Here is a 20587-nt window from a genome sequence, read left to right as displayed (position 1 = left end):
TGGTAATGCATGTCACACCCAAACCCACTGCTCGTTTGGAGCCGCAGACATCACCAGGCAAGGCCTCTATTCGTACCCATTCACACCACCGTTCCAACCCAAAACCGGCAATGCGCCAGTAGGGTGGTAACCATAGAATGGTGGAGCTTCCGGCTCCGCGCAGGTACGCGTGTGCAGTCGAATCATCATGGGCACGGCAAGGTTAAGGGACAATCACATGAGCATCTTCAACGGCAAACATATTCTACGCAACACAGCGGCGGCATTGGCAGCGGCCGTACTCGCACTCTCAGCCTCAGGATGCGGTTCCGAATCTTCCAGCGCGCCTGCCGATTCCTCGGATCCCACACAAATGACCGCAACGCCCGGAACTCTCACCATCGCCACCGGAGAGCCCGCCTATGCCCCATGGGTAATCGACGACAAGCCGGAAAGCGGCAAAGGCTACGAGGCGGCACTCTCCTATGCAGTAGCCAAGGAGATGGGTTTCAAGAACTCGGACGTAAAGTGGGTGCGCACCACCTTCGATGAGGCCACGGCCCCCGGCGCCAAGAACTGGGACATGAACATCCAGCAGTTCACCATCACCAAAGAGCGCAAGCAGGCGGTCGACTTCTCCCCCAGCTACTACAACGTCAAGCAGTCCATCGTGGTGCGCAAAGACTCCAAACTGGCGAGCGCCAAGTCAGTGAGCGAATTCAAGAATGCCACCGTTGGAGCCATGGTCGGTTCCACTTCCCTGGACTTCGCCCAGTCGAAGATCAAGCAGGACATCAAGATTTTCAACGATAACGCGGCATTGGCCGAAGCGTTGGATTCCAATCAGATCGACGCGATCGTACTTGACACCCCTACTGCAGTGGATGTGGTTAAGGAGAATCAGGTGAAGGATTCCGTAGTGGTGGGTCAGATTCCAGGTTCTGACGATCCGGAAGGCACCGGTTTCGTGCTGTCCAAGGATTCCAAGCTCACTCCGGCCGTTACCAAAGCCGTGAATGCACTGAAGAAGGACGGTACGCTGGACAAGTTGCAGAACCAGTGGCTGGCCGAGTACACCACTGACATACCTATGCTCAAGTAGGCACACCGGACTTTCAGGCGCACCGGACTTTCAGACAGGCGCGGCTCTCACCATACCGATGGTGGGGCCGCGCTTGTTTTATGCACAAACCAGATTCCACACAACAGGGAAAGTCATATCACAAAGAGAGCCACTTCACCCCTCCGTACAAGAGACAGACCGATGGCAGATGCCCGTACGCCCAAGACGTGTAGGACGGTACGGGTAGCATGGTGAGTGTTTCCGGCAACGCGATGCCTCGTCCGAAGACTCGCGCAGTCGAGTGACATCACCCTATCCAACTCAACGAAATATACGATTCTCCATTAGGCAGAGGCATCATCATGAGTGTTTGGAACCATCATTTCTCACGTGCTATCGCAGCCGTCAGCGCTGTGGCAATGCTGGCATTGGCGGCCGGCTGCGGCTCCGGCGGCGCAGCCGAATCATCCGATCCCAACGACGTCAAACAGATGACCGTGAGCCAGGGCACACTCACGGTGGCGACCGGCGAACCCGCCTACTCACCCTGGGTGCTCGATGACAATCCCGAAAGCGGACGTGGCTACGAGGCCGCCGTTGTCTACTCATTGGCCAAGCATCTCGGTTTCGCCAAAGAGGACGTGAAGTGGACACGCAGCACCTTCGATGCGGCCACCGCCCCAGGTGCCAAGGACTGGGATATGAACGTCCAGCAATTCTCCATCACCAAGGAACGCAAGCAGGCCGTGGACTTCTCCCCCAGCTATTTCAACATGACCGAAAGCGTGGTGACCCGCAAGGATTCCAAGTTTGCCAAAGCCACGTCCCTCAGCGAGCTGAAGGACGCCACCATCGGGGCCATGGTCGGTTCCATCAGTCTCGACATCGCCAAGTCGAAGATCAAGGACGACATCAAGGTGTTCAACGACAATGCGACCGTGGTACAAGCCATGAGCGCCGGCCAAGTGGACGCTGTGGTGTTCGACACTCCCACCGCCGTGAATGTCGTGAAAACAAAACAGGTGCCGGACGGTATGGTGCTCGGTCAGATTCCAGACTCGCAGGATCCCAACGGCATCGGCGTTCTTATGCCCAAGGATTCCAAGCTCACGCCTACGGTCACCAAGGCCATGAACGAGATGAAGAACGACGGAGAGCTGCAGAAACTGCAGGATCGTTGGCTTAAAGAGTACACCACCGACGTACCGGAACTCAAGTAGTACCCTTACTTTGGTGGGCATTGCAGGCAAGACTGCCCACCAAAGCGTTATCCTTACCCATCACAACCCGCTGAGGACGAGACAGACAGTATGAACAACACACCATCGGTTCCGAACCGATCCACGCCGACCGCGCAGAGCACTTCGGAAAAACCTACGCAGGGCAAGCTGGCTCACCATGAGATGAGCGTGAGCACCGTAAGCGAAGTGGAACTGGAGCGCCGGGAATTCCGGCGTCGGCAACGCTACCAATCCACCGCGGTGAGCGTGGTGAGCACCTTGGTGCTCGTCGCCGTCATCGTCATCGCGCTCAGGTTCTCCCCCGGCTGGCCGCACGTCAAGGAATCGTTCTTCTCCGGGCACTATTTCGTCCAATCCTTCCCCTCCATTCTCAAAGGCTTGTGGGTCAACGTCGCCGTACTCGCCATCGCCGTGGTGGGAGTGGCCATCTTCGGCACCCTCATCGCCGTCATCCGCACCAGCAAGGCCGCTGTGCTCTTCCCCTTGCGCGCGCTGGTGACCATCTACACCACCGTGATGCGCGGCATTCCCATGCTCGTGGTGCTGTACCTCATCGGTTTCGGCATTCCCGGACTCAATATTTTCGGCCGCATTCCGCCGGTCGTACTCGGTACCATAGCCGTGGTCATGTCCTATTCGGCATACGTCGGCGAGGTACTGCGCGCCGGTTTCCAAGATGTGAACCCCTCACAGCGTGCCTCTGCCCGATCATTGGGGTTGACCAGCGCTCAGACAGTGCGTTTGGTCGTCATACCCCAAGCCCTGCGCAAAGTGGCACCGGCGCTCATGAACGACTTTATCTCCATGCAAAAGGATGTGGGGCTCATCTCCGTGCTCGGCGTGGTGGACGCAGTGCGCGCCGCACAGATCGCCGTGGCTCGCACATACAATTACACGCCTTATGTGGTGGCCAGCCTGCTGTTCATCCTGCTCAGTGTGCCTTTCATCATCCTCAACGACTGGTATTCCGCCAGATTGCGCCGGCGTGAGCAGAGCGGAGGCACCGTATGACCTCCGAGCATGCACCGCACATCAGCACGCCGATCGAGAACGAGTCAGAAAGCAGCATGACCAATACCACATCAGAACCGCAAACAGCGTCGTCAAACAAGCAAACGGAAGCACAACAGCAGTCCGACCTGCAGACGACAACCCCCAACATGCAACCGGTATTGCGTGTGGATGGCGTGGCCAAGTCGTTCGGAGGCAACCACGTGTTGCGCGGCATATCGTTCAACATCCAGCCGCATGAGGTGGTGGCGTTGCTTGGCCCGTCCGGTTCCGGCAAATCTACACTCATGAAGTGCATCAACCTGTTGGAGCAGGTGGACGATGGACAAATCTGGCTGGGCGGCACCGACATCACCGACCCAGCAGTGAACGCCGACCAGAGCCGTTCGCGCATTGGCGTGGTCTTCCAGCAGTTCAACCTCTTCCCTCACATGACGGTACTGAAAAACGTGACGCTTGGTGCCATCAAAGTACACCATTGGAGCAAAGAGCAGGCTGAAGAGAAAGCCATGGGCTTGCTCAAACGCATCGGCATGGATGGCAAGGCTCACTCCTACCCTGACCAGCTTTCCGGCGGCCAGCAGCAGCGCGTCGCCATCGCACGTGCGCTTATGACTGAGCCGGAACTGCTGCTGCTCGACGAGATCACTTCGGCGCTCGACCCCATGCTGGTCGGCGAGGTGCTGGGCATGGTGCAGGAACTCAAAGAACAAGGCACCACCATTTTGATGGCCACCCACGAAATGCAGTTCGCCCGCGATGCCGCAGACCGTGTGATCCTGCTACGCCAAGGCGTCATTGCAGAGAACGGCACACCGCAAGCGGTGATGAACGAGTCGCAAGATGCCGATACCCGCGCGTTCTTCAGCCATTTCAGAGGGATCTAACCCACCGCCAGCGCGCGGAATAGCAAACAGCCTAGGCCCCACCAATAGAGCCTAGGCTGTTGCATATCAGCTGTTCAACACCTCACGCGCCAAGTCATCCGAAAACTCAAGAAGAGTGTGGTGGTATGCGCAGCAACGTTGAGCTGCGCATACCACCAGACCGTAGACTTACACCACTTGTGGCACAAGCTTGAACGAGCAACTGAATTGCTCATCGTCGAGCCGGTAGCGTTCGGCAAGCTCAGGCCCGCACGAGTTGGAGCCCATACCCGATTGCGCGTGATCAAGGCACAGCACGGTGTACGGCGCCTCTTCCAACTCATAGTCGTGGCCTTTATTGGTCAGTTCCTCCTGCGTGTACGGCGAGCAGTTGAAAGAGAACGGCGTCTCAGCCGCCACACTCAGGCCGGCATCGCCATCGTTCACCTCCACCGTGTCACAACCCCAGTGTGAACCGTTCTCCTGAGGCCGCAGATAGTGCTCGACCATGTTCGCCGCGCTCGACGAGAACCGGCCGTAGCGGCTGGCACGATGCTTGTCTTGGTAGCTCTCGTACGGCCCATAGCCGCAGTATTCCACCTGGCCCATAGCCTTTGGCAGGAAGAGACGCAGTCCGAAACGCGGCAGGAACGGGAATTCCTGAGCTTGACGAGTCACGTCCAAGGTGACCTTCAACGTGCCGTCGGCGGCGATATGCCATACGGCCCGCACTCGCGCGCACGGCTGGAGTGCATCAGCCGCCAACGCGATATCGGCACGCACCGTCACACTTCCGGCGGCCTCGGACTGCACTTCACAGGTATAGGCACGTGCACGAGTGCGGTCGTAGCCGGCAGCAACCCAATCCAGTTTGATGTTGCGGTCGTTGTCGGTCGGAGCACGCCAGATGTTGAGTTCGGCGGGCTTGACCAGCAGGTTGCGGTTGCGCACCGACATGGTGGCGATGAGGCCGGTGCGACGGTCGAACGTGTAACGCCAGTCAGCTCCCTGCACCACGATTTCGGCAGAAGACCGGGACACTGTGGGCTGCACGGCCTGAGATTCACCTTTACCAGCCTCAAGCAGTCGACCAGCCTTCTCGTTGCGCCGACCATCAACGGCTACAGCCACCTCGTCGAAGCCTAGATCGAAGCCCTTCGGCAGCAACGCTTCGGCCCGCTTGAGCCGGTAGCCGATCAGCAGCGTCACTTTGCCGGCTGACGGCACCTCTCCAATAGGCAGGCGCACCGCACCGTCGCCATGAGGGGCAATGTCGGGAGCTGCGAGCTCACCATGACCCACTTGCTCGCCGTCCACCAGCAGCGACCACGAGATGGTCAGATACTCGGCCAAGTTCACAAAGTCCATGTAATTGTGCAGTGTTGCCTCACCAGAGCCGGCGTTGAAGGAGACCACGCGCGCCGGACGGAAGACGTTCTTGAACTCTTTGAGACCGGTGTGCGGCGTGCGGTCGGGGTAGACGAGGCCGTCCATGCAGAAATTCCCGTCGTGCGGGAACTCGCCGTGGTCACCGCCGTAGAGGTACTGCTTGTGGCCGTGCACATCTCGACCAACGTCGATGGCATGGTCCGCCCACTCCCACATGCAGCCGCCGAGCATGCCCGGGTGGCGCTGGATCGCCTCGAAGTATTCCTCAAGATCGCCCGGACCGTTGCCCATGGCATGGCAGAATTCGCACAGGAAATATGGCTTGGTGCCGTGGTCGCCGTCGTCGCCGGTGGAGCAGACGCCGTGCGGGCCTTCGGGCGTGAAATAGGCGTCGATCTGCTCGATGGAAGGGTACATGCGCGAGTGCAGATCAAGGTTGGTATAGTCGAGCCCCTCGCGCGGCGCGCCGTGGATTGCGGACTCGTAATGGGTCAGTCGGCTCCCATCACGTTGCTTGGTCCAAGCCAGCGCTTGCTCGAAGCCGCACCCGTAGCCGGACTCGTTGCCCATCGACCAGATGACGATGCCGGGGTGGTTCTTGTCCCGTTCCACACTGCGCTGCACGCGGTCGCAGATGGCGTCGGCGAACCGTGGTTCATCGGCGATATGGCCGTTCCAGCAGGTGTCTGCGCTCATCCCCTCTCCCGATTCCAGCATGGCCTCTTCGATACCGTGCGTCTCGATGTCCGCCTCGGCTATGACGTAGAAGCCAAGCTGATCGTACAGCGCGTAGTACAGGGGCGCGTTGGGATAGTGGCTGGTGCGGATTGCGTTGACGTTGTGCTCCTTCATGAGCTTAAGATCGCGCATCAGCTGGTTTTGGTCAATCGCAAAACCGGTGACCGGGTCGCCATCGTGACGGTTGACGCCGTGGATCTTGACCGGCTGGCCGTTGACTTTGACCACGCCATCATCCACGTGCACCTCACGAATGCCGATAAAATCGGTAATGACCTCACTGGGGTCAGTCCCGCCATCTGTGGCGAAACTTTCCAGCTCCACCCGGTACAGGTTCGGTTGTTCGGCGTTCCACAGGCTTGGCTGCGACACCGTCCACGACACGCTAGCCGTTCCGCCGTCTGGGTTTACGTTCACCTCGCTGCTCTCCAGCAGCTTCCCGTTCTGGTCGTACAGCGAAGCCTTCACCGGGCAGGTTACGCCGGCGCCCGTTGCGGTGCACGTCTCAGCGTTGTCCGAGCGCGAAACGCCGGACGCTTTGAGGAAGTCGATGTCTACGCTGACTTTAGCCTCGCTCAAATCGGCAGCAAGTGCCGTGTGCACGAAGTAGTCGCGAATGCCGGCCTGAGGTCGGCGCAACAGGTACACACTGCGGAAGATGCCGCTCATACGGAACTTGTCCTGATCTTCCAAATAGCTGCCGTCACACCACTTGAGCACGAGCACCGCCACGCGGTTGCGTCCCGGTCGTAGCAAATCCGTTACTTCGAACTCGCTCGTGGCGTGGCTCACCTGGCTGTATCCGGCCAACTCACCGTTCACCCACACGTAGAAGCATGAGTCCACGCCTTCGAAGTTGAGGAACGCCCGTGGTGCGTGAGGATTAGGATCATAATCAACGTCGCGCAAATAGACGCCGCACGGATTGTCCTGCGGCACGTAGGGCGGGTCGAAGGGGAAGGGATAACGCACGTTGGTATACTGCTGGTGGTCATACCCGTTCATCTGCCAGACCGAAGGTACGGTGATGCTGGTGAACCCGGTGCTCTCTGCGGCTGTACCCTCGTCCGCAAGCGCTGGTTCGACCTGAAAATCGGCATCATAGAAGGCTTTTTCGCCATGACTCAGGAACGTGGACACCTCGGCATCCAGATCGTAGATGCTCGGGTAGTAGCGGAACGCCCAGTCGCCGTCCAAACTGACGAAGCGGTCGGAATGTTCCCTCCGCTCACCGCGCAGGTCAGCCGGCTCGGCATCAGGGATAAAGTAGGCGTGCGCGGGTTCGGTACCCACATGCAGCCGTGTCAGATCTTCATACCATCGTTGGATAAACACGATACTCCTAACCTCATTGTAGTGGATCCGCTTTGATCGCACTCAACGTGCCATTTTACTCTGCGTGCTATCGTCCCCAAGATATTTCGGATTTAACGAAAAAGCGAACATGAATTTGGTTAGATTGTGGTTGCATCCTGCCCACCGTTAACGCTCAGCGTCTGGCGCACATAATCCTTCATGGCCTCAACCAGTTCGTCACTGCCGCCGAAGTCCACTTGCGCACGCAGGAATTGCGTGAACTCCACGCGCACCCTGTGGCCGTAGAGCTCCAGCCAGTCGTCGGTGATCGCATACGGTTCCACCACACGTTCGATCTGCCCCAACTCAGCCCGATAGGTGGGCTTGGTGCCAATCGAAATGGCCGCCGGCCAACGCCACTGGGAGCCGGGCATCATACGCATCCGGTCATGTTCGAAGCTCGTCTGCGCGTCCGCCGGCCCCAAATCCACCAGCCAACCGGCATACACCCCGTCCACCGGAACATATCCGTCAATCTGCGCGCCGAGGTTGGCAGTGGGGAAACCCAACGCACGACCCTGCTGCTCGCCATGGACCACTTCGCCTTCCACGCTAGGCTCACGTCCCAGCACATCGGCTGCTGCACGCACACAGCCTTGGGAGAGCAGGTAGCGCACGTTGGATGAGCTCCACACACGCACGTTGACGCTGTTCACCGACTTGCTCCAAGCGCGGAAATCGGTTTTGCTCATACCCGCACGCGGGTCGGCCGGCTCGCCCAATCCAAGCGGCGCATGAGCTTCGATCATCCTGGGCACGCGCGTGTATCCTGGACCACAGTCATCCACTACCTCAAGTTCGAACACACCCGCGGCCTGCGCCAACGTGTCAATGTCTTCCACTCCTCCGCTGGCACCGGCACCCATCGTAGCGTCGTGTCCCAAAACCAGTTTGTTCATACCGAGCTTGCCAACCAGCTGCCCGAGGAAGAAACGGTATGATTTCGCTGCGAACGCCATGGTGTAGTGCACCACGAGCACATGGTCGACACCCATGCGCTCGAGTTCGCGCAGACGATCATTCACCGAACTCAGCGCGCCTGCATCGTGGAAATCATCTGGCACGTCGGCTCCGGCGTGCGACGCAGCATACCCGTGCGCCACACCGGGACGCGGATCGAACATGATGACCACGGCAAATGAACCGTCAGCTTTTGCCAGTTCCACCGTACGCTTGATGACAGCCTGATGCCCCTGGTGCATGCCGTCGAACGACCCTACGGTCACCACCGCATGCCTAGTGCGGCTCAGCAAAGGCCAATCCACCAATCCCGACTCGTCAGGCTGTAATCTCGTAACGTTCATCTGGTCAATTCTCCTGCATCAGCTTGTAACATCTCCACTGTAGCAGCCCGGAGACGCATACGACAGTCCACTTTTCAGTCGGCCAGAAATTAGGCAGGATTGGTCGGTGTAGCAGACTGGGCTGGGAATACCACTACTGGCTTGACTTCATCCCGGCTGGCAGCACTGACCAAAGCGATGACCTCACCGGTTTGCGGTATGTACGCCGCACTAACATCGCTGGTTTCGCCAGTCTCGCTGAACATGCGCTTCAATCTGCGACCATAGCGCAAATCCTGCGCTTCTCGCGCACTCACCTCGAGCGTAGGCATAACCGCCTGCACAGCCTCGAGCATCGAGTAGGCACATTCCAGCAGCGCGTCACGATCAGCATCGAGCACCACCCGGTTGCGGGTTACCTGTTCACCCTCACGATTGGTGAACGTGCGCGGCTGAACATGAGCGGTGACCACGTTGAGACCATCTGATTCGAAACGCCCTATGCGTAAACGGCGCAGACGCGTCAAATGCCCACCGGCGCCCAATAGCTGTCCCAAATCGCGCCCGAGAGAACGGATATAGGTGCCGGCAGAACAGCTGACTTGCACATCCACGTCCACGACAGGCGCAGCGCCAATAGTGGGATTCGTCTGCCTCACTGCCAGCACTTGAAAGTCCGAAATAGTCACCTCGCGAGCTGTAAGCTCGACCTCCACTCCAGAGCGAGCTAAATCGTAAGCCCGTTTGCCATCGACTTTAATCGCAGAATAGGCGCTAGGCACCTGTTCGATGCGCCCAGTCAGGTGTTCTGCTATCGTTTGCTTAATCTGTTCAGCATCGATCAGCACCGGTTGTTCGGTATCCACGTAGTGTTGCTCTGCACCGATACTGCCTGAGTTAGACCGTATCTGTCCATGTTCGGCGACACTGTCTGCCGGCGGTTCACTCACTGGCACATGCTCAGCCTGCGCATCTGCGCCATGATGTGCGCGCAGGCCCAGCAGTGTGGGCACACTTTGCACAATATCGCCATCGGCATCGTCGGTGGTGGTGGTCTGTCCCAAACGAATCGTAGCCTCATACGTCTTGTGATGGTCGACGATGTAGTTGAGCAGCCGAGTGGCATGGCCGAACCCGATGACCAGCACCCCGGTGGCCATCGGGTCGAGCGTGCCGGCATGCCCCACGCGGCGCATATGCAACGCGCCGCGTACAGCGCCCACCACATCGTGACTGGTCACGCCCTGCGGCTTATCCACCACCAACAGGCCGGAAAGTTCCTGCTTGGCCTTACTCATCGGCCTCATCAGCAGTAGCGGCGACATCAAGCGCATCGGTCACATCACTCGTCTGCCCGGAAGTTTCGCCGTCAAGATCCAGCCCGTCGCTTTCGACATCGGCATACGGGTTGCCGGCAAAATGTTCCTGCGCTTCGGCACGACGGTTTTCGAAGTCTTCGGCGGTCTTCTTGCGAGGGTGCTCGTACGGGTCCTCTCCCCCGGCATAGCTCGCCACAGCGCGCGTTTTTTCTGTCTCCTCATCGCGCTTGCGGGCAACGGCAAGAATATCTTCGATCTCATGCGCCTCGCTAGGCACCTCGTCGTAGACGAATTGCAGCTTCGGAGTCAGCCTCAATCCCGCCTTGGTACCGACCAGTGAACGAAGTTTGCCTGTGGCTTGGTTCAGCGCCTGCTGCGCACGCTTACGCTCACCTTGTGCTTTGCCCTCCTGGCCGAGCTGGGTCCAGTACACTTTGGCCTGCTGCAGGTCTCCGGACACTCGCACGTCGGTAATGGTGACCCCGTCCAAACGCTTGTCGTGCAGCTCGCGCTCCATGGTGGATGCGATCACACGCTGTATCAACGCCGCAATACGTGCGGCCCTCGGGCTGTCTCCTGCCACAATTACCTCCTACTATGCACGGCACACTCACTTACTGTGCAATACTGTGCTGTGCCGTGCTGTGGTGCGTCACCAATCGCGCCGGCAGTTCGCCGATACCGCGACCCCGCAAAGCATGCCCGCAGCGCGTCGGCACAAAGCCTGACCGCGCTGCGGGTGCTCGCTACTTGCGCTCAATTTCCTGCATCTCGAAGGTCTCGATGATGTCGCCGTTCTCGATGTCGTTGAAGGAGCCGAGGTTGATACCGGCCTCGTAGCCTTCCTTGACCGACTGCACGTCGTCCTTGAAACGACGCAGCGAGGAGATCTCCAGGTCGTTGACCGTGGCCACACCATTGCGCAGGATGCGTGCCTTCGTACCGCGCTTGACCTCGCCGTCCTGGACCATGACGCCGGCGATGTTGCCGAACTTGGAGGAGCGGAAGATCTCGCGGATCTCGGAGTGGGAGGTGGTGACCTCCTCGTACTCCGGCTTGAGCATGCCCTTGAGGGAGGCCTCGATGTCTTCGATGGCCTTGTAGATGATCGAATAGTACTTGATCTCCACACCCTCGCGCTCGGCCAAATCCGCCACCTGGCGGTTGGGTCGCACGTTGAAGCCGATGATGACGGCCTTGTCGACCGTTGCAAGGTTCACGTCGTTCTGGGTAATGGCACCCACACCGCGGTGGATGACCTGGATGCCAACCTCGTCGGAGACCTCGATCTTCATCAGGGACTCTTCCAGAGCCTCGACGGAACCGGAGGAATCGCCCTTGATGACGATGTTGAGCATATCGACCTCAGACTTGGCGAACTGCTCCTTGAGGCTTTCCAGAGAGACGATCTTGCGACGCTTGGCCAGCTGAGCCGCACGCTCGGACGCCTGACGCTTCTCGGCGATCTGGCGGGCGGTGCGGTCGTCCGGAGCCACGAGGAAGAGGTCGCCAGCGCTCGGCACCGACGTGAGACCCAAAACCTGCACTGGAGTAGAAGGCTCGGCCTTGTCCATTGGGTTGCCGTTCTCGTCGAGCATGGCACGCACGCGTCCGTACGACGTTCCGGCCACAATCGAGTCACCCACGCGCAACGTACCGGACTGCACCAGCACTGTTGCCACGGCACCACGGCCCTTGTCAAGGCGCGCCTCGATGGTGGCACCACGTGCATCCATGTCGGGATTGGCCTTCAGATCCAACTCGGCATCAGCGGTGAGCAGCACCGCTTCGAGCAGCTTGTCAACGTTCGTGCCCTGCTTGGCGGAGATGTCGACGAACATGGTGTTGCCACCGTATTCTTCGGGGATCAGACCAAACTCACTGAGCTGGCCACGCACCTTGTCCGGGTTTGCACCGTCCACATCAATCTTGTTGACGGCCACCACGATCGGTACGTCAGCCGCTTGGGCGTGGTTGATGGCTTCCACGGTCTGCGGCATCACACCGTCATCCGCAGCCACCACCACGATGGCGATATCCGTCACTTCGGCACCACGCGCACGCATGGCGGTGAATGCCTCGTGGCCTGGCGTATCGAGGAAGGTAATCCTGCGTTCGTTGCCTTCGAACTCGACACCCACCTGGTAGGCACCGATACGCTGGGTAATGCCGCCGGCCTCGCGCGCTATCACGTTCGTCTTGCGGATAGTGTCAAGCAGACGGGTCTTACCGTGGTCGACGTGACCCATGACGGTAACCACCGGCGGGCGAGGCTTGAGATCCTCATCCTCCTGCAGTTCCTCTTCGTCCAGGTCGATGTCGAACTGCTGCAGCAGCTCCTTATCCTCTTCCTCTGCGGACACGATCTTGATGGTCCAGCCGATTTCCTCGCCCAAAATCTGGAACGTGGATTCATCGAGGGACTGTGTGGCCGTGGCCATCTCACCCAAGTGGAACATCACCGTGACCAAAGCGGCCGGATTGACATTGATCTTTTCGGCCAAATCAGCGAGTGTGGCACCCTGACGCAGACGAATTACCTGACCGTTGCCAGTGGGAATGCGAACACCGCCGATGGTCGGTGCTTTGATCTCCTCAAAGTCACGACGCTTTGCCAAACGGTTCTTGCGCGCCTTGGAAGACTTGCCTCCCTGACGCCCGAACGCACCTGCTGCACCGCCGCGACCGCGGCCGCCCCTGCTGGGACCGTGCGACGGAGCTGCACCCTGGAAGTTGCTGGGGCCGCCCTGACCACCTTGGAACCTACCTCCGCGATTCTGATCGCCGCCGGTTCCACCTTGGCCTTGACGGGTGTGTCCCCACTGCCCGGGGCGTGGAGTGCCGCCATTGCCGGGACGAGGACCGCCGTGGAAACCTCCGCGACCACCCGTAGGACGTCCGCCTCCACGACCACCACGGCCGTTGCCCACAGTGGGACGTGCCATCGGGTGAGGACGAGGAATATCGCTGGGAACCGGGGCACGCATACCCTGGTTGCGATTGAACGGATTATTGCCTGGACGAGGACCGGAAGCCGACTGCCCTGGAGCAGACGGACGAGCGGACTGTGCACCACCCGCATTGCGAGGGGCACCGGCACCTGGCCGAGGAGCACCACCCTGAGGACGGGCACCACCGCGCGCATCCGGCTTGCCCCCGGAACGGGGACGCGCGCCGCCGTCGGGACGACCTGCGCCATGCGCTCCTGCACGGGACTGACCGGGCTTGGCGGAGAAGCGAGGAGCAGATTGCGGCCTTGCGTTGGAGTGAGCCGAAGCGCTCTTGGGAGCATCGGGCTTTGCACTCTGTCCGTCGGACTGGGGCTTTGGTTTTGCAGCTCCCGAAGCGGCACCCGGTTTGGGTGCGCCAGCGGCCGGTGCTGACTTCTTGGCCGGAGTCACGGCCTTGGAACCATGCTGTTCTTCGCTCTTGCCCCCGGCATTCTGCGCCGGGAAGGCGGCCTTGAGCTTACGTACCACAGGAGCTTCGACAGTCGACGATGCCGACTTGACAAACTCCCCCATATCTTTCAACTTATTCAAAACGGTTTTACTGTCCACGCCAAGATCTTTGGCGAGTTCATATACGCGCTGTTTTGCCACTCAGTGTTCTCCTAATATTGTGGGAACCAGACCGCGCATATGCATACGCGATTCAGTTCCCGATGACGGCGAGCTTACCCTGACTCATCGTTCGACCATGATCGTGTTACCTCGTCTCTGTCCGATGCCGACACACTGCGCGCCAACACTCGGTTTTCCAGTACCCAGCATACTCGTGACGCTGGATGCCGCGAACATGTTCCGGTGCCAACCGTGTCGGCACCGGAACACGTGTAAGTTGCTACTGCTCCTGGCCCGACGGCACCTCGGCTGTCTCCGACACCTCACCAGCGTCGGAAGCACCTGCCACATTGACATCATCAGTTGAGTCAGCACCCTGAGCTGCAGAGGCGGAAACCACAGGAGCTAACTTGGCTTCAGCTGCCATCGCAGCCGCATGCTTCTCTGACGATTCGATGCCGATCTTCCAGCCTGTGAGTTTGGCTGCAAGGCGGGCATTCTGCCCCTCTTTGCCAATGGCAAGGGAAAGCTGATCGTCATGAATGTATGCCACAGCGGTCTTGTTTTTCTCGCTCACCACGTTGACACCGGTAGCCACCGCCGGTGACAAGGCCGCAGCCACGAACCGCTCCGGATCCTTCGACCAGTCCACGATGTCAATCTTCTCTGAACCGATGTTCTCCATCACCGCGCGCACACGAGCGCCTCCCGGGCCAATCAATGCACCCTTGGGATTCACCCCCTCGGTGTTGGCTCGCACAGCAAGCTTGGTACGCGCACCCGCCTCACGGGCGATAGCCATGATGGAAACCGCTCCGGAGACCAGTTCGGGAACCTCGCGCTCAAACAACTTGCGGATAAGCTCCGGATGCGATCTGGAAACGACGATTTCCGGCCCCTTCAATCCACGGCTTACAGTAACGACATAGACGCGCAACCGCTGCCCGTGGCGATACCTCTCTCCCGGAACCTGCTCGCGCTTGGGAAGAATGGCCTCAACATCACCGACAGCGATGTGCACGTTGGCGGTGTCTTTGCTGTCCTGCTGCACAACTCCAGTAATGAGGTTGCCCTTCTGACCTGCGAACGCACCAAGCACACGCTCGTCTTCAGCGTCACGGAACAGCTGACGAATCACTTGTCGCGCAGTGGATGCGGCAAGACGGCCAAAGTCCTGTGGAGTATCGTCGTATTCTTCACCCCACTCCACCGCCGGATGCGGGTTCTCTTCAGTGGGCTTGTCACGATGCTCATCGCGTGCCCAGATAATGAATTCTCCAGCGCGTTCGTCAAGCTGCACACGTGCCCTTGCCGCCGCATGCGGGTTCTTGCTATATGCCAACAGCAACGCTTCGGTAAGCGCATCGTCCAACGTCTGGGAATCAATTCCCTGCTCTGCCGCCAGCTGATGAATTCCTGCCAGGTCTAGTTCCATGGTCGCCAAGACCTCCTCATATGAAGTTATGTTCTCACCAATATTCTGCACTACCTACGCCGCCGCCCTCAAGCAGCCCGACGGACCCTCGCCCGCTTAGTCACAGTAAAGCATTATTCTAGGTGGTTATGCAGACACGCTTTTCTGTTTTCATGGCACTTCACGGACATCTTCGACGTGTCTTAGCATCGCTTTGTACGCTTGCCCTACTGCCGATGCTGGCCTCGTGTTCGGCGCCCGGTGTGTCCGCCGCACCTCGCGACACCTCAGCGACAAGCGCTTGCGAATCAGCGTATTCTGCGGCTGTGCAGGACTCGAATCTTGCAGATGGTCAGGTGCCCATCGCGCGCCGATACCTGGCCGCCGACGCAGCACAGGGATTGTGGATCGAGGCAGCTTCCACATGCCCTTCTCGCTTCGCCGAAGGCACAATGAAAAGCGCCCAGGCATCGTTCCAGCGAGCATCACTGGCCGGGCTGCTGGGAATAGCAGACCCCGAGCCTGCACAAGTCAACGCACGCACACAATCGCTGAGCGCCCTTGACTCGCTGCAGGAAACCAATATTGCGGCCAAGTCCTTCTCTTCCATGGCTCAGGCAGAAGATCGCGCGGGCTTCGCCACACAAGTGCTCGCTGCGAAACACATGCCTGGCGCCACTCTGGCCCTGAGCGACAACCACAAGGCCATCGCCTCCAGCGTGCTCAGTCTGGCGCACGTCAGCCCTGACCCCAGGCAAGGTGTCTACGATACGAATGTCCTGCTTGAGCATCCGGAAAACAGCGTGGATGAGACCAACGGACTGCGTGCCCCCACCATTTCGATCGTGGAGATGAACTGCGCACGAGAAACCATCGAGGCACTGTCCCCCACATCAGAACAGTCTGACGGAGACAGGGAAGGCCACAACAAAGGCGCTACTCCCGGTCATGGCACGCATGACACCAGAACACACACCTCACAGTCTCAGGCCGAGCTCAAAGCACTGTCTGAGGTTGCCGCGTCCCGTGCGTATCTGGCTTTCACTTTGGGCTATCCGGCATTCGACGCAGCGCTATACCGTTAGGCATAACGAACCGCGGCGCTTGTTAGGTCCGCAGCTCGTACACGCTCAGTCTCTGCATACCGAACTCCTGCGTGCTGATTTGCCGATAGCGCTTGTCTTGTAGCGGCTTTGCAACACTCGCGGCAGACAGCACCGTGACCTTTTTGGTGTGCAGTTCTCGTGTGGAGCGAATCTGCGCCTGACTGCCGTGAAGCGGGGCAAAACCGCCCCGGGATGTCACCTCATGCGGTTCCATGAATCTCATGTCGCAGCCATGGTAGTAATACTGTGCCTCAATGTAAGCGAACTCGTCCGCAGCCACCACGGTATTGTCCGGCGAACACTCCACATGCTCACGAATCGTCTTGCTTTGCGGTGCTGTACCGTTCACAAAGTCGATATTGCCGTCTTGACTTACGTGCACTACGCCGATCATTAGCACCATCAGAGCACATACATATGCCGCCATTGCCTTGACGCGGGGAGTGCAGAGCATACTCCACACGCTCCTGCCGTGCCGCGCGTCTGTTGCCCCGGTCTCTCCCACCTCGGTGTCTCGGTTCAACTCATGTGATATCCGGCCAGCTTGCGCCCGCTGTTTCCACGCTTTTTCCACCAGCATCGCGCAAATGAAGCCAAGCAGAACATAGCTGAACAGCGAGAAAAACGACGAATAGCGCTGCACAAACATGGGCGTTGCCCCAAAAGATTCGCGCAGCGCATCAATACAGGCAAATGCAGCAAACGGCAATATGGCACAACCAAGCAGCACACCAACAACGTTGCGCGCATGCTGCGAGCGCTCATCCTTGGCAATCCGTCGGAACCCGACTGCCACCAGAGCAACGACAGCCAAGCATATCACCGATTGCAGTGTACCGATGAAGCGGGTGCCTGAACGCCCGAATATCAGCAGGGAGAGTGTGTCCGCCAAAGCACGCAATGTCACGCCTTGTCCGAGGAATGGGTTGAGTGAAGGATGTATCAGCTGATCGACTGCTGTGGGGGCATACGGCACAAACAGCGCCACAGCCAGCACATATGCCCATATCCAGCGCCATCCTCGGCGCTGGACCACCGAGCGAACCGTGAACATGAGCACATGCGACGCCCACACCATCGCCGTGACGTACAGCGTATACATGCCCAACGCCACCAATACGGCATAAGCCACCCAATAACGCCGTTTGTGCGAACGCACCGCACGCACCAACACCACCGTGGCCGCCACCACTATCAGACTCGCCATGGCATACATGCGAATCTCGAAACCGAACCGCACATGATATGGAGCCAATACCGTGAATGGAGCGACAAGATAGGCTACACGAGTTCCGGCCAAGTCCCTGACCAGAACCAGCATCAGAGCCACGGCAGCACCCGCGCATAGGGCGCTGAGCAAACGTAACGCCCACTCATCCCATGTGGTTGCACCCGCCCAAAGCTTCAGTACCAAATAATAGAGCGGAGGATGAGTGTCCACCGCAGTAAGAGCCAACATCTCTCGAACCGGGCGTTGAGCTATGGTAATCGAATAGCCTTCGTCGAACCATACTGACGCACGGCGACCAGCCATCTGGCTCAACGCGGCACTCAACGCAAACGACACCAACGCCAGCGGCCACAACGGCCAATGGTTCACTCTGCTCCACCAAGCAGGCACATTCAATCCTCCCTGCCTGCTCTCGCGGTATGGTGTGTGGCGCATCACTCTTCCCTCCCATGTTGGTATTCCAACAGCGTGAGCAACACTAGCACAGCAAAGATGCGTTTGAGGTGCGATGCATGATAATTCAGGGATAACTCAGGGTCACGCATTTCTTGGCAGTACATATACGCAGGCAATGAGTCCTGCACCACACCTGTCTGCCAGTCAGTCTTCAGCGTTCGTATTCTGGTGTGCACGGCCTCCCATATGATGAAGCCACAAGACGAAAGGCTCGGCATCATGCTCATTGCAGTGGATATAGGCAACACCAACATCGTGATCGGACTGCTGGATCGGGGCGAAATCGTGAGCACATACCGGCTCACCACCAACGGAGGCCAGACCTCGGACGAATACGGACTGACGTTGGTGCAGATGCTCGCGCTCGACGGCCTGAAGCCGGACAACATCGACGATGTCATCATCTCTTCCGTGGTGCCGCAGGTCATGCACTCGTTCCGAGCCAGCATCGTCAAGTTCCTGGGATTCGAACCCATGGTGGTTGGCCCCGGCGTAAAATCCGGTCTGAACATCAGGCTCGACGACCCCAAGTCACTTGGCGCCGACTGCCTGGCCGATTGCGTGGGAGCATATTACCTGTACGGCGGACCCGTACTCGTAGCCGATTTTGGCACAGCCACCACGTTCAACTTTGTGGACGAACAGCGCTCCATCATTTCCGGTCTCATCGCCCCCGGTCTGCGAACCGCTGCCGGAGCACTGTGGAACGGCACGGCACAACTGCCGGAGGTGGAAATCACCCAACCGGATTCCATTCTTGCCACGGGTACCAAAACCGCTATGCAAGCAGGCCTGTTCTATAGTTTCCTTGGTGGCACCGAACGCATCATCGACCAGTTCCACCAAGAGATTGGTTCCGATTTTACCGTAGTGGCCACTGGAGGCCTGGGCGCCATACTCGCCGACCATACCGACATGATCGATGTCTACGACCCCGATCTCATCTTCAAAGGCATGGAGTTCATCCACCGCAAAAACAAGCAGTAGCCGGCAACCGACAATTATCAACCATAAGGATCTGCCTCATTGGGGTATGCGGTCTGAGTGCAGGCACCGCATACCCCAATGCCAAGGCTGAACCTACACACACGGTATCGCTGCAGCAAGTCGCGAGCGCACATCCTAGCGCATCGTAAAGCCTTGATTGACGCCATACTCCTTGAGATTGGCCTGCCACTGGGCAATGCCATCTTTCAGACTCACTTCAGTGCCCGGATTTTCCGGCAACTGCAACGGACTGCCGTCAGCGTTGGTCTGCCCTTCTTCAATACGCTTCTGCGTCTGATCAAACACCAGTTTTTTACTCGACCATTCATATGCCTTGCCGACCGTAGATCGGAAATTGCTGCGCGCATACACCTCAAATGGCAGATACTGATGTTCTGACGAGACGGATTGTGCAGCAGCAGACAGCACGCGGTTGAACTCCTGCCCGCCAAAGTAGGGCACATCGACTCCGCGCGAGTCCTTGACCGTCGTCTTCTCAAGAAACGCCTTGCTGGACAAGGTCTGCACATCCGCGGGGAATGCGCCGCCTTCAACACGACGGTCGATGCCTTCCCTGCTGTGGCATACGTATTCAATGAAGCGCAATGCCGCCCGAGGTTTGCGGCTCGACTGCAGGATGCTCAACGCCGATCCACCATTCTCAGCCCCTCCGGGTTTACCGTCTGCGGTAGGCATGGGAGCCACACGCCACAGACCTGCAGATCCAGGCACATCGGTCAGCAGCATCGACGGCATCCATGCACCGGAAAATACAGATGCCACGCTTCCTGAGCCTATCGCCCGTTTCCACCCGTCCGACCACGTGGTCAGGCGTGTGTTCACCAGGCCCTCATCAATCATCTTCTGCCAGAATTTGGTGAAGCTCATGGTGCCGCCGTCTTTACCCAAATTCACCGTCACGGTTTTGCCGTCCGCAGAAGAGCTGAACGGGTTGCCTCCTGCCAGCCAGATCATAGCGTTGTAGAAGCTGGCGTCCCCGGAGTCGGCTGCGATGGTGATGCCGATCGCTTTAAGCTTCTTGGCGGCACGATAGTAGTCATCCCACGTATGGATGGCGGTGGCGTCGACACCTGCTTGTTCGAAGTCCTCCTGATTGTAGAAGAACGCCATGGGACCGGAATCCATAGGAACGCCGTACACGCGTTGATTGAGTTGTACGCTCGACCATGTGCCGGGCGTGAAGGCAGAACTGTAGGATTGCGTCATATCGGTCATGTCGAGCAGCTGCCCGCTCACCGCGTATTGCGGCAGCGCGTAGTATTCCAGCTGCACCACGTCGGGCAGGCCGTACCCGTCCTGTATGGCGGTGTTGAGGTTGTCGTAACCGCTCTGGTTCTTCACATCGACACGAATGTCAGGGTTGTCTTTTTCGAAAGCCCGCGCCTCGGATTGCATGCTCGGCTCCCAAGACCACACGCTGACCACGGTTCGCGTATCCTGCTGGCCGCAGGCACCGAGCGCCAGCATTACCGCCGAGACGCACAGCGCTGCGACTGCACGCTTCCATGCTCCCCTTCGCTTTGCCATGCGCCTCCTGCCCTTCGATTCGATCCCTGTTGCCGGT

The 20587-nt window shown here is 58.9% G+C and carries 14 protein-coding genes; 6 read left to right on the top strand and 8 right to left on the bottom strand.

What is annotated here, in order from left to right; genetic code table 11:
* The first annotated feature begins 217 nt into the window (after positions 1-217).
* The 4 genes from AC3B5A_RS07090 to AC3B5A_RS07075 all read left to right on the top strand — a co-directional run bounded on the left by AC3B5A_RS07090 (position 218) and on the right by AC3B5A_RS07075 (position 4181).
* Positions 218-1081: an ABC transporter substrate-binding protein gene (locus AC3B5A_RS07090; protein WP_489799971.1), complete on the top strand. Its 864-nt coding sequence runs from the start codon at positions 218-220 to the stop codon at positions 1079-1081.
* 323 nt (positions 1082-1404) lie between these two features.
* Positions 1405-2262: an ABC transporter substrate-binding protein gene (locus AC3B5A_RS07085; protein ID WP_489799970.1), complete on the top strand. Its 858-nt coding sequence runs from the start codon at positions 1405-1407 to the stop codon at positions 2260-2262.
* A gap of 183 nt (positions 2263-2445) precedes the next feature.
* The gene (locus tag AC3B5A_RS07080) at positions 2446-3294 is read left to right on the top strand and encodes an amino acid ABC transporter permease (RefSeq protein ID WP_489799994.1); all 849 of its coding nucleotides are present in this window, start codon (positions 2446-2448) and stop codon (positions 3292-3294) included.
* 149 nt (positions 3295-3443) lie between these two features.
* Positions 3444-4181, top strand: coding sequence for an amino acid ABC transporter ATP-binding protein (locus AC3B5A_RS07075; RefSeq protein ID WP_489799993.1), 738 nt, complete (start codon positions 3444-3446; stop codon positions 4179-4181).
* 168 nt (positions 4182-4349) lie between these two features.
* On the opposite strand, the gene AC3B5A_RS07070 is transcribed toward AC3B5A_RS07075, so the two are convergent.
* The 6 genes from AC3B5A_RS07070 to nusA all read right to left on the bottom strand — a co-directional run bounded on the left by AC3B5A_RS07070 (position 4350) and on the right by nusA (position 15243).
* Positions 4350-7622, bottom strand: a complete 3273-nt coding sequence (locus tag AC3B5A_RS07070; protein ID WP_489799969.1) for a glycoside hydrolase family 2 TIM barrel-domain containing protein — start codon at positions 7620-7622, stop codon at positions 4350-4352.
* A gap of 119 nt (positions 7623-7741) precedes the next feature.
* On the bottom strand, positions 7742-8947 hold the full coding sequence (locus AC3B5A_RS07065) for a riboflavin kinase (protein ID WP_489799968.1): 1206 nt from the start codon (positions 8945-8947) through the stop codon (positions 7742-7744).
* A gap of 89 nt (positions 8948-9036) precedes the next feature.
* Complete coding sequence (locus AC3B5A_RS07060; protein ID WP_489799967.1) at positions 9037-10224, bottom strand: tRNA pseudouridine synthase B; 1188 nt, start codon at positions 10222-10224, stop codon at positions 9037-9039.
* Positions 10217-10828 carry a 30S ribosome-binding factor RbfA gene (gene rbfA, locus AC3B5A_RS07055; protein ID WP_489799965.1) on the bottom strand — a complete coding sequence of 204 codons (612 nt, stop codon included), beginning with the start codon at positions 10826-10828 and terminating at the stop codon, positions 10217-10219. Before rbfA ends, AC3B5A_RS07060 begins: the two co-directional genes overlap by 8 nt.
* 163 nt (positions 10829-10991) lie before the next feature.
* Entirely contained in the window at positions 10992-13847 is a 2856-nt protein-coding gene (infB, locus tag AC3B5A_RS07050; protein WP_489799963.1) for a translation initiation factor IF-2, read from the bottom strand.
* A 241-nt stretch (positions 13848-14088) separates the two neighbouring features.
* Positions 14089-15243, bottom strand: coding sequence for a transcription termination factor NusA (nusA, locus tag AC3B5A_RS07045; RefSeq protein ID WP_489799992.1), 1155 nt, complete (start codon positions 15241-15243; stop codon positions 14089-14091).
* 305 nt (positions 15244-15548) lie between these two features.
* On the opposite strand from nusA, the gene AC3B5A_RS07040 reads away from it, so the two are divergent.
* A complete protein-coding gene (locus tag AC3B5A_RS07040; RefSeq protein WP_489799961.1) occupies positions 15549-16307 on the top strand; it encodes a hypothetical protein in 759 nt (252 codons plus the stop codon).
* Between the two features lie 22 nt (positions 16308-16329).
* Here the strand turns inward: AC3B5A_RS07040 and AC3B5A_RS07035 are convergent, their stop codons facing one another.
* Positions 16330-17994 (bottom strand): glycosyltransferase family 39 protein, encoded by a 1665-nt coding sequence (locus AC3B5A_RS07035; protein WP_489799959.1) that lies wholly within the window; start codon positions 17992-17994, stop codon positions 16330-16332.
* A gap of 240 nt (positions 17995-18234) precedes the next feature.
* Between AC3B5A_RS07035 and AC3B5A_RS07030 the strand changes: the two genes are divergently transcribed.
* Complete coding sequence (locus AC3B5A_RS07030) at positions 18235-19002, top strand: type III pantothenate kinase (protein WP_489799991.1); 768 nt, start codon at positions 18235-18237, stop codon at positions 19000-19002.
* Between the two features lie 135 nt (positions 19003-19137).
* Here the strand turns inward: AC3B5A_RS07030 and AC3B5A_RS07025 are convergent, their stop codons facing one another.
* Positions 19138-20550: an ABC transporter substrate-binding protein gene (locus AC3B5A_RS07025; RefSeq protein ID WP_489799957.1), complete on the bottom strand. Its 1413-nt coding sequence runs from the start codon at positions 20548-20550 to the stop codon at positions 19138-19140.
* Between the last annotated feature and the right edge of the window lie 37 nt (positions 20551-20587).

Source organism: Bifidobacterium sp. ESL1133, assembly GCF_058107325.1.
This window is presented reverse-complemented; position numbering and strand designations above follow the sequence as displayed.